Source organism: Rhodoferax sp. P1_F3 (assembly GCF_056405715.1).
The window spans coordinates 112,726-125,623 of the sequence record NZ_JBFUBO010000012.1; the positions used below are offsets into that span (position 1 = coordinate 112,726).

The 12,898-nt window shown below is 60.6% G+C and carries 15 protein-coding genes; 6 read left to right on the forward strand and 9 right to left on the reverse strand.

What is annotated here, in order from left to right:
• The first annotated feature begins 34 nt into the window (after positions 1 to 34).
• Both AC1DZ5_RS18215 and hslO read left to right on the forward strand, forming a co-directional pair.
• Positions 35 to 559 carry a gamma carbonic anhydrase family protein gene (locus AC1DZ5_RS18215; RefSeq protein ID WP_477891627.1) on the forward strand — a complete coding sequence of 175 codons (525 nt, stop codon included), beginning with the start codon at positions 35 to 37 and terminating at the stop codon, positions 557 to 559.
• A 41-nt stretch (positions 560 to 600) separates the two neighbouring features.
• Positions 601 to 1,590 (forward strand): Hsp33 family molecular chaperone HslO, encoded by a 990-nt coding sequence (gene hslO / locus AC1DZ5_RS18220; protein WP_477891629.1) that lies wholly within the window; start codon positions 601 to 603, stop codon positions 1,588 to 1,590.
• On the opposite strand, the gene AC1DZ5_RS18225 is transcribed toward hslO, so the two are convergent.
• From AC1DZ5_RS18225 to AC1DZ5_RS18245, 5 genes are all read right to left on the reverse strand, one after another.
• Positions 1,576 to 2,211 (reverse strand): AAA family ATPase, encoded by a 636-nt coding sequence (locus AC1DZ5_RS18225; RefSeq protein WP_477891631.1) that lies wholly within the window; start codon positions 2,209 to 2,211, stop codon positions 1,576 to 1,578. The genes hslO and AC1DZ5_RS18225 overlap by 15 nt on opposite strands.
• 18 nt (positions 2,212 to 2,229) lie before the next feature.
• Complete coding sequence (locus tag AC1DZ5_RS18230; protein ID WP_477891633.1) at positions 2,230 to 2,505, reverse strand: septum formation initiator family protein; 276 nt, start codon at positions 2,503 to 2,505, stop codon at positions 2,230 to 2,232.
• A gap of 103 nt (positions 2,506 to 2,608) precedes the next feature.
• The gene (eno, locus tag AC1DZ5_RS18235; RefSeq protein ID WP_477891635.1) at positions 2,609 to 3,892 is read right to left on the reverse strand and encodes a phosphopyruvate hydratase; all 1,284 of its coding nucleotides are present in this window, start codon (positions 3,890 to 3,892) and stop codon (positions 2,609 to 2,611) included.
• A gap of 60 nt (positions 3,893 to 3,952) precedes the next feature.
• Positions 3,953 to 4,807 (reverse strand): 3-deoxy-8-phosphooctulonate synthase, encoded by an 855-nt coding sequence (gene kdsA / locus AC1DZ5_RS18240; RefSeq protein ID WP_477891637.1) that lies wholly within the window; start codon positions 4,805 to 4,807, stop codon positions 3,953 to 3,955.
• Positions 4,807 to 6,474 (reverse strand): CTP synthase, encoded by a 1,668-nt coding sequence (locus AC1DZ5_RS18245; protein WP_477891639.1) that lies wholly within the window; start codon positions 6,472 to 6,474, stop codon positions 4,807 to 4,809. The genes kdsA and AC1DZ5_RS18245 overlap by 1 nt, the downstream gene beginning before the upstream one ends.
• Before the next feature lie 89 nt (positions 6,475 to 6,563).
• On the opposite strand from AC1DZ5_RS18245, the gene coaBC reads away from it, so the two are divergent.
• Positions 6,564 to 7,781: a bifunctional phosphopantothenoylcysteine decarboxylase/phosphopantothenate--cysteine ligase CoaBC gene (coaBC, locus tag AC1DZ5_RS18250; RefSeq protein ID WP_477891641.1), complete on the forward strand. Its 1,218-nt coding sequence runs from the start codon at positions 6,564 to 6,566 to the stop codon at positions 7,779 to 7,781.
• Positions 7,782 to 7,790: 9 nt separating this feature from the next.
• Positions 7,791 to 8,237 carry a dUTP diphosphatase gene (dut, locus tag AC1DZ5_RS18255; protein ID WP_477891643.1) on the forward strand — a complete coding sequence of 149 codons (447 nt, stop codon included), beginning with the start codon at positions 7,791 to 7,793 and terminating at the stop codon, positions 8,235 to 8,237.
• Between the two features lie 23 nt (positions 8,238 to 8,260).
• Here dut and AC1DZ5_RS18260 read toward each other — a convergent pair whose 3' ends face one another.
• Complete coding sequence (locus AC1DZ5_RS18260; RefSeq protein WP_477891645.1) at positions 8,261 to 8,794, reverse strand: FKBP-type peptidyl-prolyl cis-trans isomerase; 534 nt, start codon at positions 8,792 to 8,794, stop codon at positions 8,261 to 8,263.
• A gap of 13 nt (positions 8,795 to 8,807) precedes the next feature.
• Between AC1DZ5_RS18260 and AC1DZ5_RS18265 the strand changes: the two genes are divergently transcribed.
• The gene (locus tag AC1DZ5_RS18265; protein ID WP_477891647.1) at positions 8,808 to 9,938 is read left to right on the forward strand and encodes a JmjC domain-containing protein; all 1,131 of its coding nucleotides are present in this window, start codon (positions 8,808 to 8,810) and stop codon (positions 9,936 to 9,938) included.
• A complete protein-coding gene (locus AC1DZ5_RS18270) occupies positions 9,931 to 10,428 on the forward strand; it encodes a hypothetical protein (protein ID WP_477891649.1) in 498 nt (165 codons plus the stop codon). Before AC1DZ5_RS18265 ends, AC1DZ5_RS18270 begins: the two co-directional genes overlap by 8 nt.
• Before the next feature lie 138 nt (positions 10,429 to 10,566).
• Here AC1DZ5_RS18270 and AC1DZ5_RS18275 read toward each other — a convergent pair whose 3' ends face one another.
• From AC1DZ5_RS18275 to dapA, 3 genes are read right to left on the reverse strand one after another with little or no spacing between them, the layout of a single operon-like run.
• Positions 10,567 to 10,794: a hypothetical protein gene (locus AC1DZ5_RS18275; RefSeq protein ID WP_477891651.1), complete on the reverse strand. Its 228-nt coding sequence runs from the start codon at positions 10,792 to 10,794 to the stop codon at positions 10,567 to 10,569.
• A gap of 52 nt (positions 10,795 to 10,846) precedes the next feature.
• Positions 10,847 to 11,944, reverse strand: coding sequence for an outer membrane protein assembly factor BamC (bamC, locus tag AC1DZ5_RS18280; protein ID WP_477891653.1), 1,098 nt, complete (start codon positions 11,942 to 11,944; stop codon positions 10,847 to 10,849).
• A gap of 26 nt (positions 11,945 to 11,970) precedes the next feature.
• Entirely contained in the window at positions 11,971 to 12,867 is an 897-nt protein-coding gene (gene dapA, locus AC1DZ5_RS18285; RefSeq protein WP_477891655.1) for a 4-hydroxy-tetrahydrodipicolinate synthase, read from the reverse strand.
• Positions 12,868 to 12,898 lie beyond the last annotated feature (31 nt).

Here is a 12,898-nt window from a genome sequence, read left to right on the forward strand (position 1 = left end):
AATTCTAGGTTTTGCGCGCTTCTGAAAGTACAACATGGCCATTTATGAACTCGATGGAGTGGCACCCCGTGTGGCCCCGTCAGCCTGGGTGGCTGATAGTGCCCAAGTGATGGGCCATGTGGAGCTGGCTGACGACGCCAGTGTCTGGTTTGGTGCGGTGGTGCGTGGCGATACCGAGACCATCCGCATCGGCAAAGGCTCCAATATTCAGGATGCCAGCGTGCTGCACGCCGACATCGGCAAGCCGCTGACCATTGGAGAGAACGTGACCGTGGGCCACAAGGTCATGCTGCACGGCTGCACCGTGGGTGATGGCTCGCTGATTGGCATCGGTGCCATCGTGCTCAACGGGGCCAAAATCGGCAAAGGCTGCATCGTGGGCGCAGGGGCCTTGGTGACCGAGGGCAAGGAGTTCCCCGATGGCTCCATGATCTTGGGCAGCCCGGCCAAGGCCTTGCGCGAACTCTCGCCCGAGCAACAGGCAGGCCTGCGCATGAGTGCACTGCACTACGTTGAAAATGCCCAGCGTTTCAAAAACGGGCTGAAGAAAATAGCTTAACCCCGCTGGGCCATGCTGGCCTGGCTTGATTGGAGACGTGTGTGTCTGAATTGCACAAGTTTTTGTTTGATGGCTTGCCCGTGCGGGGCGCCATCGTGCGCTTGACCGATGCCTGGGTGGAAATACTGCGGCGCAGGGCGTCCAACTCGGTCACGGACGCCTACCCCGTGCCGGTGCAGGACATGCTGGGTGAGATGACGGCTGCGGCTACCCTGATGCAGTCCAACATCAAGTTTGATGGCGCCTTGGTGTTGCAAATTTTTGGTGACGGACCCGTGAAGGTGGCCGTGGTGGAGGTGCAGTCCGACCTGACTTTGCGTGCCACCGCTACGGTGGCTGGCGACATGGCGCCGGACGCGACGCTGAGCCAGATGGTGAACGTTAGCAACCAGGGTCGCTGCGCCATCACCCTGGACCCCAAAACCAAATTCCCGGGGCAGCAGCCCTACCAGGGCGTGGTGCCCTTGTTTGACGACCACGGACGGCCGATCGAAAAGCTCAGCGAGGTGCTGGAGCACTACATGCTGCAGAGCGAGCAGCTGGACACCACGCTGGTGCTGGCCGCCAATGACAGGGTGGCGGCGGGATTGCTGATCCAGCGTCTGCCCATGGCGGGGCAGGGCAATCTGTCGGGCAGCATGGTGTCCAAAGAGAATGAAGACGCAATTGGCGTGAATGAGCACTACAACCGCATCGCCACGCTGGCCAGTAGCCTCAAGCGCGACGAGTTGCTGAACCTGGATGTGGATACGATTTTGCGTCGCCTGTTTTGGGAAGAGCAGCTGGTCCGCTTTGAGCCCTTGGAGGGTGAGACCGCTCCGCGCTTTGTCTGCAGCTGTAGCCGCGAGCGGGTGGCCCGAATGATTGTGGGTCTGGGGCGCGAGGAGGTGGAAACCATCCTGACCGAGCGCGAAGACATCGAAGTGGCGTGCGAGTTTTGTGGCGTGCAGTACCGCTTTGACCCGGTGGACGCAGCGGAGCTGTTTGCAGAGCCGGTGCAGCGTGTGGCGGGTGGCTCAACGCCCCACTGAGTTTGGCGTCAACCGGCTGAACAGCCGGTGTTCGCAGGTGGCATCGGAACAGGTGTCGCACACCCATACCCATGGCTGGCCGTTGTCTTGCGGCGCATGGTGTTTGGTGCTGGCGTGGGTGAGTGCGGTGAGCGCAGCCTCGGTGCGCCGGGCACCCTGGCCGTAAACGCTGGCAAAGGGCAATTTGTGTGCGAGCAGAACCTCGCGCAAACGCGCATCCATGCGTTGCCGAATGGCGAGGCCATCGCGCTGTATCCCATCCGCCACCCATGCCACATCCAGTCCCATGACCAGGGTCGCGTCCAGTGTGCGCTGAAAGGCAATGGCTTCGGGGTATAGCGTGGGGTCGTTGAACAACACATCGCTGTAGACCGCGGTGATCAGGGGAGTCGTATCGACGACCACGCACGCTGCCGTGGCTTGCTGGATACGTTGTGCTTGGATATGGGCCACATGGGCCTGCTCATGCGCCTGGGGTGGGCGACCATGCGCGTTGCACCAGGTGCGCAGGTACTCGTCAATGACGGTGACTTCAGGGTAAAAGGTGGCCAGCGGTGCGAGAAGCGCCTGGCTCAGCGTGGACTTGCCACTGCATTCCGCGCCCAGGATGGCAATTTTCATGCGGCCATCAGAGCCCGCTCAGCGGGCCACTTGCACGTAAATCTCGTTGGCTTTCACCATGCCCAATTCGGAGCGGGCTTTTTCTTCCACGATCTCCAGGCCTTCCCGCAGGTCATGGATTTCGGCGGACAAGCGCTCATTGGCCAGGGCGGCCAGGGCGTTGTGCTGCTTTTGGGCGTCCAGCTGGCTGGCCAGCCGGGACACATTGGGAACGCTGCCGCGCCCAAACCACAGCTGGGCGTGCAAGATGACCAACAACGCGATCAGCGCGGCTGGAACAAGTCGGTTTCCCACGCTCAGCCTCGCACGCGTAGTTTCGCCGCCGGGCCGCCCCAAGGCGAAACGCGGCCCCCATGGGGGGCAGCGAACGACTCGAAGAGCGTGAGCGTGGGGGCCATTACTTCAGGTTGTAGAACGCAGCGCGGCCGGGGTACACAGCCACATCACCCAAGTCTTCTTCGATGCGCAGCAATTGGTTGTACTTGGCCATGCGGTCCGAGCGGCTCAGGGAACCGGTCTTGATCTGGCCAGCGTTGGTGCCCACAGCGATGTCGGAGATCGTGGAGTCTTCGGTTTCGCCCGAACGGTGGCTGATGACGGCGGTGTAGCCAGCGCACTTGGCCATTTCGATCGCGGCGAAGGTTTCGGTCAAGGTGCCGATCTGGTTGATCTTGATCAGGATCGAATTGGCGATGCCCTTGTCAATGCCTTCTTTCAGGATCTTGGTGTTGGTCACGAACAAATCGTCACCGACGATCTGAACTTTTTTGCCCAGACGGTCGGTCAGGATCTTCCAGCCGTCCCAATCGCCTTCGGCCATGCCGTCTTCGATGCTGATGATGGGGTATTTGTCGACCCAGGTGGCCAACATGTCGGTCCATTCCTGGCTCGACAAGATCAGGCCTTCGCCGGCCAGGTTGTATTTGCCGTCTTTGTAGAACTCGGAGGCGGCGCAGTCCAGGCCCAGGGCGATTTGCTCACCAGCCACATAGCCGGCTTTGTCGATCGCTTCCAGAATCATCTGGATGGCGGCTTCGTGGTTTTCTACGTTGGGGGCAAAGCCACCTTCGTCGCCCACGGCCGTGCTGATGTCTTTGTCGTGCAGGATCTTCTTCAGCGCGTGGAACACTTCGGCGCCCCAGCGCAGGGCTTCGCGGAAGCTGGGAGCGCCCACGGGGATGATCATCAACTCTTGCAGGTCAAGGTTGTTGTTGGCGTGCTCACCGCCGTTGATCACGTTCATCATGGGCACGGGCATTTGCACGCTGCGCATGCCGCCAAAGTAGCGATACAGGGGCAAACCCGCTTCTTCGGCTGCAGCGCGGGCCACGGCCATCGAGACAGCCAGCATGGCGTTCGCACCCAGGCGGCTCTTGTTCTCCGTGCCGTCCAAATCGATCAAGGTCTTGTCCAGGAAGGCTTGCTCGGAAGCGTCCAGGCCCAACACGGCCTCGGAGATTTCAGTGTTGATGTGTTCCACGGCCTTGAGCACGCCCTTGCCGAGGTAGCGTTTCTTGTCGCCATCGCGCAGCTCGATGGCTTCGCGTGAACCGGTCGATGCACCGGAGGGAACGGCTGCACGGCCCATGGTGCCGGATTCCAGCAACACGTCGCATTCCACGGTGGGGTTGCCGCGGGAGTCCAGAATTTCGCGACCGACGATATCAACAATAGCGCTCATTGGTTTCTTTCAAGTTCAAAAACACACAAACAAAAACAGCAGACCGAATCATGCTCGCGACTACTCGAAACTGTTCTCCAGGAACGGGGTTTTTTTGGTTACGGAATCTAACGCAACCAGGGTTTCCAGCAAGGCCTTCATGTGGCGCAGCGGCACCGCATTGGGGCCGTCGGACCAGGCCTCGGCGGGGCGGGGATGGGTCTCCATGAAGAGCCCGGCCACACCAGCGGCTACTCCAGCTCGGGCCAGCACGGGCACCATGTCGCGCGCACCACCGCTGGTGCCACCCAGGCCACCGGGCTTTTGTACCGAGTGGGTCACGTCGAACACCACCGGCGCACCCGACTTGCGCATTTCCGCCAAACTAGTCATGTCAGCCACAAGGTTGTTGTAGCCAAAACTCACACCGCGTTCGCAGGCCAAGAAGCGGTCGGGCGAGAGCCCAGCTTCTTCGGCGGCGGCGCGGGCCTTGTCAATCACGTTCTTCATATCCCAGGGTGCGAGGAATTGGCCCTTCTTGATGTTCACCGGCTTGCCGCTTTGTGCCACGGCGCGGATGAAGTCGGTTTGGCGGCACAGGAAGGCGGGGGTCTGCAGCACGTCCACCACACTGGCGACCTCGGCAACATGGGATTCGTCATGCACATCGGTCAAGATGGGCAACTGCAGCTGGCGGCGTACCTCATCCAGAATTTTCAGACCGGCGTCCAGGCCGACGCCGCGCTTGCTGGTGCCGGACGAGCGATTGGCCTTGTCGAAGGAGCCTTTGTAGATCAGGGGGATACCCAAAGAGGTGCATGCCTCCTTGAGCTGGCCAGCCACCTCGATGGACATTTCCAGTCCTTCGATGGAGCAGGTGCCGGCGATCAGGAAGAAGCGGTGCTCCAGGCCTGCGTCAAATCCACAGAGCTTCATCAGGCGACCGCCTTCAAACTTTTGCCTTCGGACTGGTGGTCCACCGCTGCCTTGATAAAGGCATTGAAAAGAGGGTGACCATTCCAGGGCGTGGACTTGAATTCGGGGTGGAATTGCACACCGACGAACCAGGGGTGAACGGTTTGTGGCAACTCCACAATTTCAGTGAGCTGCTCGCGCTGGGTCAGCGCAGAAATCACCAGGCCCGCCTGGCGCAGCTGCTCCAGGTAATTCACGTTGGCCTCATACCGGTGGCGGTGGCGCTCGGTCACCACGTTGCCGTAGATCTTGTGGGCCAGCGTGCCCTTGGTCACGTCGGAACTCTGTGCGCCCAGGCGCATGGTGCCGCCCAGGTCCGAGTTGGCATCACGCGTTTTGATGGTGCCGTCTGCATCCCTCCACTCGGTGATCAGCGCGATCACGGGGTTGGGGCTGTCGGGTTCGAACTCGGTGCTGTTCGCTTCCTTGAGGCCGGCCACATGGCGAGCAAACTCGATGGTGGCGACCTGCATGCCCAGACAGATGCCCAGGTAAGGCACCTTGTTTTCGCGGGCGAAGCGGGCCGTGCTGATCTTGCCTTCGATGCCGCGCTTGCCAAAGCCGCCAGGCACCAAAATGGCGTCGTACTTGGCGAGCTGGTTCACGCTGGCAGTGTCGATCGTTTCCGAATCCACGTGCTCGATTTTGACGCGCACATGGTTCTTCATGCCGGCGTGGCGCAGCGCTTCGTTGACGGATTTGTAACTGTCTGTCAGGTCCACGTACTTGCCGACCATGGCGATGGTGACTTCACCTTGCGGGTGCTCGGTCTCGTACACCAGGTCGTCCCAGCGCTTGAGGTTGGCAGGCGGTGTGTTCAGGCGCAGCTTGTCGCAGATCAGGCCATCCAGGCCTTGCTCATGGAGCATGCGCGGTACCTTGTAGATGGTATCCACGTCCCACATGGAGATCACGCCCCACTCGGGCACGTTGGAGAACAGCGAAATTTTCTGGCGTTCTTCGTCCGGAATTTGGCGGTCGGCACGGCACAGCAGGGCGTCGGCCTGGATGCCGATTTCGCGCAGTTGCTTGGCCGTATGCTGAGTGGGCTTGGTCTTGAGTTCGCCCGCGGCGGCGATCCAGGGCACGTAGCTCAGGTGCACAAAGGCGCTGTTGTTGGGGCCGAGCTTCAGGCTCATCTGGCGCACGGCTTCCAGGAAGGGCAAGGACTCGATGTCACCCACAGTGCCCCCAATTTCCACAATCGCCACATCCACGGCATCGGGCTCGCCAAAGCGCGCACCGCGTTTGACGAACTCCTGGATCTCGTTGGTCACATGGGGGATGACCTGCACGGTCTTGCCCAGGTAGTCACCGCGGCGCTCTTTGTCGAGCACACTCTTGTAGATCTGGCCGGTGGTGAAGTTGTTGGTCTTGCGCATGCGCGTTTCAATGAAACGCTCGTAATGGCCCAAGTCCAGATCGGTTTCTGCGCCGTCGTCGGTGACAAACACCTCGCCGTGCTGCAGGGGCGACATGGTGCCGGGGTCTACGTTGAGGTAGGGGTCAAGCTTGATGAGGGTGACTGTCAGGCCCCGCGATTCCAGAATCGCAGCTAAGGAGGCTGAGGCGATTCCCTTGCCAAGGGAAGACACCACACCGCCGGTGACGAAGACAAATTTGGTCATGTCAGGGGCGAACCTATGGGTTCGATGAGGTGGTAAAGCGAGATTATAGGCGTCTGCTACATTGCGGTCCTCGGCTCTAGAGGCACTCCATGGATTTATCAGGTAAACACATTGTTCTGGGGCTTACCGGCGGCATCGCCTGCTACAAGGCGGCCGAGCTGTGTCGTGCGCTGATCAAACAGGGCGCCACGGTGCAGGTGGTGATGACCGATGCGGCAGCGCAGTTCATCACCCCGGTGACCATGCAGGCGCTGAGCAACCGCCCGGTGTACGACTCGCAGTGGGATGCGCGCGAGCGCAACAACATGCCCCACATCAACCTGAGCCGCGAGGCCGATGCCATCCTGATTGCGCCTTGCAGCGCTGACTTCATGGCCAAGCTGCTGCATGGCCGTGCCGACGATTTGCTGAGCCTGATGTGCTTGGCGAGGCCTGTTGATTCTGTGCCGCTGCTGGTGGCTCCTGCCATGAACCGCGAGATGTGGGCTCACCCCGCCACGCAGCGCAACCTGGCCCAACTGCAGGCCGACGGTGCTACCTTGTTGGGCGTGGGGTCCGGGTTTCAGGCTTGCGGCGAAACCGGTGACGGGCGCATGCTGGAGCCGCAGGAGCTGCTGGAAGACGTGATCGCCTTTTTTCAGCCCAAAGTGCTGGCGGGCCAGAAGGTGCTGGTCACCGCGGGCCCCACATTTGAAGCGATTGACCCGGTGCGTGGCATTACCAATCTGTCCAGCGGCAAGATGGGCTTTGCCATTGCCCGCGCTGCGCGCGAAGCAGGTGCTGACGTGACCCTGATTGCCGGCCCTGTCGCCTTGCCCACGCCACGTGGCGTGCAGCGCGTGGATGTGAAATCTGCACAAAACATGCATGTAGCCGCCGTGGAGTCTGCGCGAGCAGCTACTATTTTTATAGCAACCGCCGCCGTGGCCGACTGGCGCCCGGCCCAAGCTGCGGACCAGAAGATCAAAAAAGATGGCTCCGGCAACACCCCCGTGCTGGGCTTTGTCGAGAACGTAGATATCCTCGCGGAAATTGCCCACTCGCCGCGCGCCACTGGCGGCGCCTTGTTCTGCGTAGGCTTTGCGGCCGAAAGCCATGACCTGCTGGCCCACGCCACGGCCAAGCGTGCGCGCAAGGGCGTACCGCTGCTGGTGGGTAATATTGGCCCTGCCACCTTTGGACAAGACGACAACGCATTGCTGCTGGTTGACGCCCAAGGCGCGCAAGAACTTCCGCGTAATTCCAAATTGGCGTTGGCTCGGCAACTGGTTGCCGAGATTGCCAAGCGCCAACGTGCCACCCACTGAACCCAGCCCATGAAAATTGACGTCAAGATCCTCGATAGCCGCCTGCACGACAACCTGCCCAACTATGCCACGCCCGGCAGTGCGGGGTTGGATTTGCGCGCCTGCCTGGACGCACCGCTGACCCTGGCGCCCAATGCCTGGCAGTTGGTGCCCACTGGCATGGCCATTTACCTAGAAGACCCAGCCTATGCGGCGCTGATCCTGCCGCGCTCGGGCCTAGGCCACAAGCACGGCATCGTGCTGGGCAATCTGGTAGGGTTGATTGACAGCGATTACCAAGGCCAGCTGATGGTGAGCGCCTGGAATCGCAGCACCGTGGAATTCACGATCCAACCCATGGAGCGTATCGCTCAGCTCATGATCGTGCCGGTGGTGCAGGCGCAGTTCAACGTCGTGAGTGAATTTCCCGCGTCCGAGCGCGGGGAGGGCGGCTACGGCTCGACCGGCAAGGCCTGAGCCGCAGCGGTCCTATTGCCGCTTCAGTGCAATGTGTCGCTGCCGGGGGCCGAGGCGTGAACTGGCTGAATGCGGAAAAAACCGGTGCCTGCTGTGCCGCGGCCAATTTCTTCTTCGGTCGCTTCGCGCACCGACTCCACCTTCAGGCTGATGCGAATGGCAATGCCGGCGAGCGGGTGGTTGCCGTCCAGCACCACGTGCTCGGGGTAAATATCGGTGATGGTGTAGAGCGTGTCCTTGGGCGCGTCCGGGTTGCAGCCTGCTGGCAGGGCGTGGCCTTCCATGGTCAATCCCTCTTGCAGGTCTGCGGGGAACAGGGCGCGTGGCTCCAAAAAGATCAGTTGGTCATTGAAGTCGCCAAAGGCCTGCTCCGGCTCAATCTGCAAGTCCAGCTTGTCGCCTGCAACGTGACCTTGGAGGGCCTCTTCAATCGGGGGCAGCAGGTCATTGCCACCCAGTAAAAACTCCACTGGCTCGTCCAAAACGTCCAGTTCTTCGCCCAAGGTGTCTTTCAGCGTCCAGGTCAGGGCAACGACGCATTGTTGAGTAATTTCCATGCAGAATTGTCCCATGAACATCCAAGAACCCTTGCAACTCCTGGGCGGTTTGTCGCCCCAAACTTTTATGCAACGCCACTGGCAAAAAAAGCCATTGGTGATACGCCAGGCCATCCCTGGTTTTCAGCCCCTGCTGGAGCGCCCCGAGCTGCTGGATCTGGCGGCGCAGGAGGACGTGGAGTCCCGGCTGGTGGTGCAGGCGTCTGCCAAAGGCGCCACGGGCTGGCGTTTCAAGCATGGGCCCTTTGCGCGTAAAGCGCTTCCCCCCTTCAAGCAGGCGGGCTGGACCCTGTTGGTTCAGGGCGTCGATTTGCATGACGAGCGCGTGCATGCGCTCATCAACCAGTTTCGCTTTGTGCCCGATGCACGGTTGGACGATCTGATGATCAGCTACGCCAGCGACGGCGGCGGTGTGGGGCCGCACTTTGACAGCTACGACGTGTTTCTGCTGCAGGCCCATGGCCGCCGGCGCTGGCGCATTGGCCGCCAGAAAGACCTGAGTCTGCAACCCGACATGCCATTGAAGATTTTGGCGAACTTTGAGCCTGAGGAGGAATTCGTGCTGGAGCCGGGCGACATGCTCTACCTGCCACCCAAGTACGCGCACGATGGGGTGGCCGAAGGCGAATGCATGACCTACTCGATCGGCTTTCGCTCACCCGACCGGGCCGAGCTGGCGCAGGAAATCTTGCAGCGCCTGGCCGAGCAGGCGATGGATGAGGTGAGTCCCAGCTTGTACCGCGATCCCAAGCAAGGTGCTGTGGCTGATAGTGGGGCCATGCCCGCGCCCTTGCTGGACTTTGCCCAAGAGGCTTTGCAGGCTGCTCTGCAGGACCCCAAGGCCGTTGCCCGCGCGCTGGGTGAGTATCTGAGTGAGCCCAAGGCCCAGGTGTGGTTTGAAGGTGGCGACAGCGACGTGCAGGGCGCGGTGCGCCTGGACCGTAAAACACGCATGTTGTATGACGCAGACCATGTATTCATCAACGGCGAGAGCTTCAATGCAGCGGGCAAGGATGCGCGGCTCATGCAGCAGTTGGCGAACACCCGAGGCTTGGGCGCCGTAGAGGTCAAACGCCTGAGTACAGGCGCACGCGCGTTGCTGGAAGACTGGTGCGCCTCCGGCTGGTTGCATGCCGATGACTGACGCTACTTCACCCCTGTTGAACGGTCCCTTCTCGGGGCCCTCCGAATTCAAGCAATTGGTGCGCGAGGCATTGGCGTGTGCCGCTGAGGAGAGGTGGCTTAACATGGTATGGAGCGATGCAGACTTCAATGATTGGCCGCTAAGGGAAAAGGCGGTGGTCGAGTCGTTGCATGCATGGTCGCGCAAAGGAGGGCGCTTGACGATGCTGGCACGCAGCTATGAGGGAGTGCAGCGAAACCAGCACAGGTTTGTGCAATGGCGTGGACTGTGGGACCACTTGATTGAATGCCGGGTTTGCAAGCATCTGGATGCCAGCGAATTCCCCAGTGTCTTGTGGAGTCCCGCATGGGCCATGCGGCGTCTGGATGTGACGCGCAGCGCGGGCGTGGCGGGTGCGGAACCACAGCGTAGAGTGCTGCTGCGCGAAGAGTTGGAAGAATGCCGACGGCAGAGTTCTCCCGGATTTTCAGCAACTATTTTGGGCCTGTAAATGGGGCAAGAGGGTTTACCCGTGGGCACCAATTTGGGTCTTGTATAATTTCAAGCTCTGGTGAAAAGAAATCGAACGCTTTTTGTCAGGGCTGGCCAGCTTGCTGGTTAGACAATTTCCGGAAATTGTTTCGTTAACTCACTTAGTTTTTAAAAATGAACAAATCTCTCGTTTTGGCAGCCGTGATCGCTGCCGCTGCCCTGGCTGCTTGCGGTAAAAAAGAAGAAGCTCCTGCTGCTGCTCCCGCAGCTGCTGCTCCTGCACCCGCTGCAGCTCCTGCTGCTGAAGCTCCTGCTGCTGCTCCTGCAGCCGCTGCTGCTTCCGAGCCAGCCAAGCAATAATCTGCTCGCAGATGAAAAAAACCACCGCAAGGTGGTTTTTTTTCGTCCCTATGCTGCCCTAAGCAGCCTAGGTAGGATCACTTGATATCGTCCGCAATCACTTTGACGATGCGTTGGGCGACGGCAGAGGTTTCTGGTGCCCCAGCGGCATCCAGCACATTCACGGTGGAGCTTTCACCCTGGCTGCGCACGGCGATCTGGTACTTGGCGGGTGGGGCGGCTTTGTTTGAGCCGCTGAACAGTTTGCTAAAGAATCCGGGTTCTGAATTTTCCGATGTGGCAGCCACATAGCGCACAAAGTAAATACCCTGTTTACGATCCCGGTCTTCCACGGTGAAACCCGTACGGTCCAGCGCCAGGCCGACGCGGCGCCAAGCGCGGTCGAACCCCTCTTCGAGCAAGACAGCGGGTTGCCCATTCACCGTACTCACGGTGGCGGTGGGTTTGGCCGTGCTGGCCGCAACCTGTGCCTTGGCCTGTTCCGGCGTCATGCCGAGCTTGACCATCAGGCGGCGTAAAAACTCTGCTTCCAGCTCTGGGTCGGCGGGGCGGGGTTGCCACATAGTCTGCTTGTCACCTGTAGCGGTTGCGCCCGTGCTGGTGTAAACCTCTTGCATGCCGCGGTGGCTGATAAAAACCTCGCTATTGCCGTTGGCATCTCGTTCAATACGGGTGCGAAATTTGTCGCGTTCGCCGGTGGAGTACAGCGAGTCCAGCAGCTTGCCTAGTGTGGCGCGGATCAGATCTTGCGGAATCTTGGCGCGGTTCTCGGCCCAGTCGGTTTCCATGATGCCGAGATTGCTTTGGTCCATGGCCAGCAGAAAGCCGTTTTCCTGCCAAAAGTCTTTCACCGGTTCCCATAGTTTTTCGGCAGGGCGATTGACCACCAGCCAGCGCTGATTGCCAGCGCGCTCAATCCGCACATCACCCACCGCGAGCGCCGCAATAGGTGCCTTGCTGGTGGCGGCCTGGTTGGCCTGGTAGCCGGAGGCCGATACGGCACCCCCGATCACGGTGTAGCGGGTGTCTTTGGACAACTGGGTCAAGTCCGGTGGAATGTCCAGCGAAGGCGCTTTGGCCGTGCTGCGGTAGTCAACCTTGTCGGATTCCAGGGCCGAACAGCCCCCCAGCGCGACGGCCGCAGCCAGCAGAAAAACTTTGGAAGTGGAATTCACGAATGTCCTAGAACGGTAAGGGAGACTTAAATCAGTCCGGCGGCTTGGAGCACCTTCTCCACGACAGGCTGGTTGGCCGCCGTGAGCTGGGTCAAAGGCAGGCGCAGGGCCTGTTTGGAAAGGCCCATGCGGGCCACGGCCCACTTCACGGGGATGGGGTTGGATTCAACAAACAGCGCCTTGTGCAGGGGCAGTAGTTGCAGCTGGATTTCCATGGCACGGGCCACATTGCCGGCAATCGCGGCCACGCACAGCTCATGCATCAGACGGGGCGTCACGTTGGCGGTCACGCTCACGTTGCCATGGCCACCACACAGCATCAAAGCCACGGCGGTGGGGTCATCACCCGAATAGATGGAGAAATGCTTGGGCGCTTCCTTGATCAGCCACTGGGCGCGTTCGATATTGCCGGTCGCTTCCTTGATACCGATGATCCCGGGCACTTCTGCCAGACGCAGCACGGTGTCATGCGCCATATCGGCGACGGAGCGGCCGGGCACGTTGTACAGAACGATGGGCAGATCGCCAGTGGCTTCGGCAATGGCCTTGAAATGCTGGAACTGGCCTTCTTGCGTAGGCTTGTTGTAGTAGGGCACCACCTGCAGCTGGCAATCAGCGCCCACACCCTTGGCAAACTTGGCCAGGGCGATGGCTTCGCGGGTGGAGTTGCCACCGCAGCCGGCCATGATGGGCACGCGGCCTGCCGCCTGCTCTACCGACACGCGGATGATTTCGCAATGCTCTTCCACGCTGACCGTGGGGGACTCGCCGGTGGTGCCAACCACGCCAATGCAGTCGGTACCTTCGGCAATGTGCCAGTCGATCAACTTGCGCAGCGCGGGGTAGTCCACGGAGCCATCGTCGAGCATCGGGGTAATGAGGGCTACGATGCTGCCCCGGATCGGACCTGTAGAAGCGTTCATGTCGTGTGGATGGTTCGGTAAACGGGCATTT

Bases quoted from the DNA above. Each gene is read 5' to 3' on its own strand.
- AC1DZ5_RS18215 (WP_477891627.1), top strand. From the start codon at position 35: ATGGCCATTTATGAACTCGATGGAGTGGCACCCCGTGTGGCCCCGTCA.
- AC1DZ5_RS18225 (WP_477891631.1), bottom strand. From the start codon at position 2,211: ATGAAAATTGCCATCCTGGGCGCGGAATGCAGTGGCAAGTCCACGCTG.
- eno (WP_477891635.1), bottom strand. From the start codon at position 3,892: ATGAGCGCTATTGTTGATATCGTCGGTCGCGAAATTCTGGACTCCCGC.
- kdsA (WP_477891637.1), bottom strand. From the start codon at position 4,807: ATGAAGCTCTGTGGATTTGACGCAGGCCTGGAGCACCGCTTCTTCCTG.
- AC1DZ5_RS18245 (WP_477891639.1), bottom strand. From the start codon at position 6,474: ATGACCAAATTTGTCTTCGTCACCGGCGGTGTGGTGTCTTCCCTTGGC.
- coaBC (WP_477891641.1), top strand. From the start codon at position 6,564: ATGGATTTATCAGGTAAACACATTGTTCTGGGGCTTACCGGCGGCATC.
- dut (WP_477891643.1), top strand. From the start codon at position 7,791: ATGAAAATTGACGTCAAGATCCTCGATAGCCGCCTGCACGACAACCTG.
- AC1DZ5_RS18260 (WP_477891645.1), bottom strand. From the start codon at position 8,794: ATGGAAATTACTCAACAATGCGTCGTTGCCCTGACCTGGACGCTGAAA.
- AC1DZ5_RS18265 (WP_477891647.1), top strand. From the start codon at position 8,808: ATGAACATCCAAGAACCCTTGCAACTCCTGGGCGGTTTGTCGCCCCAA.
- AC1DZ5_RS18270 (WP_477891649.1), top strand. From the start codon at position 9,931: ATGACTGACGCTACTTCACCCCTGTTGAACGGTCCCTTCTCGGGGCCC.
- dapA (WP_477891655.1), bottom strand. From the start codon at position 12,867: ATGAACGCTTCTACAGGTCCGATCCGGGGCAGCATCGTAGCCCTCATT.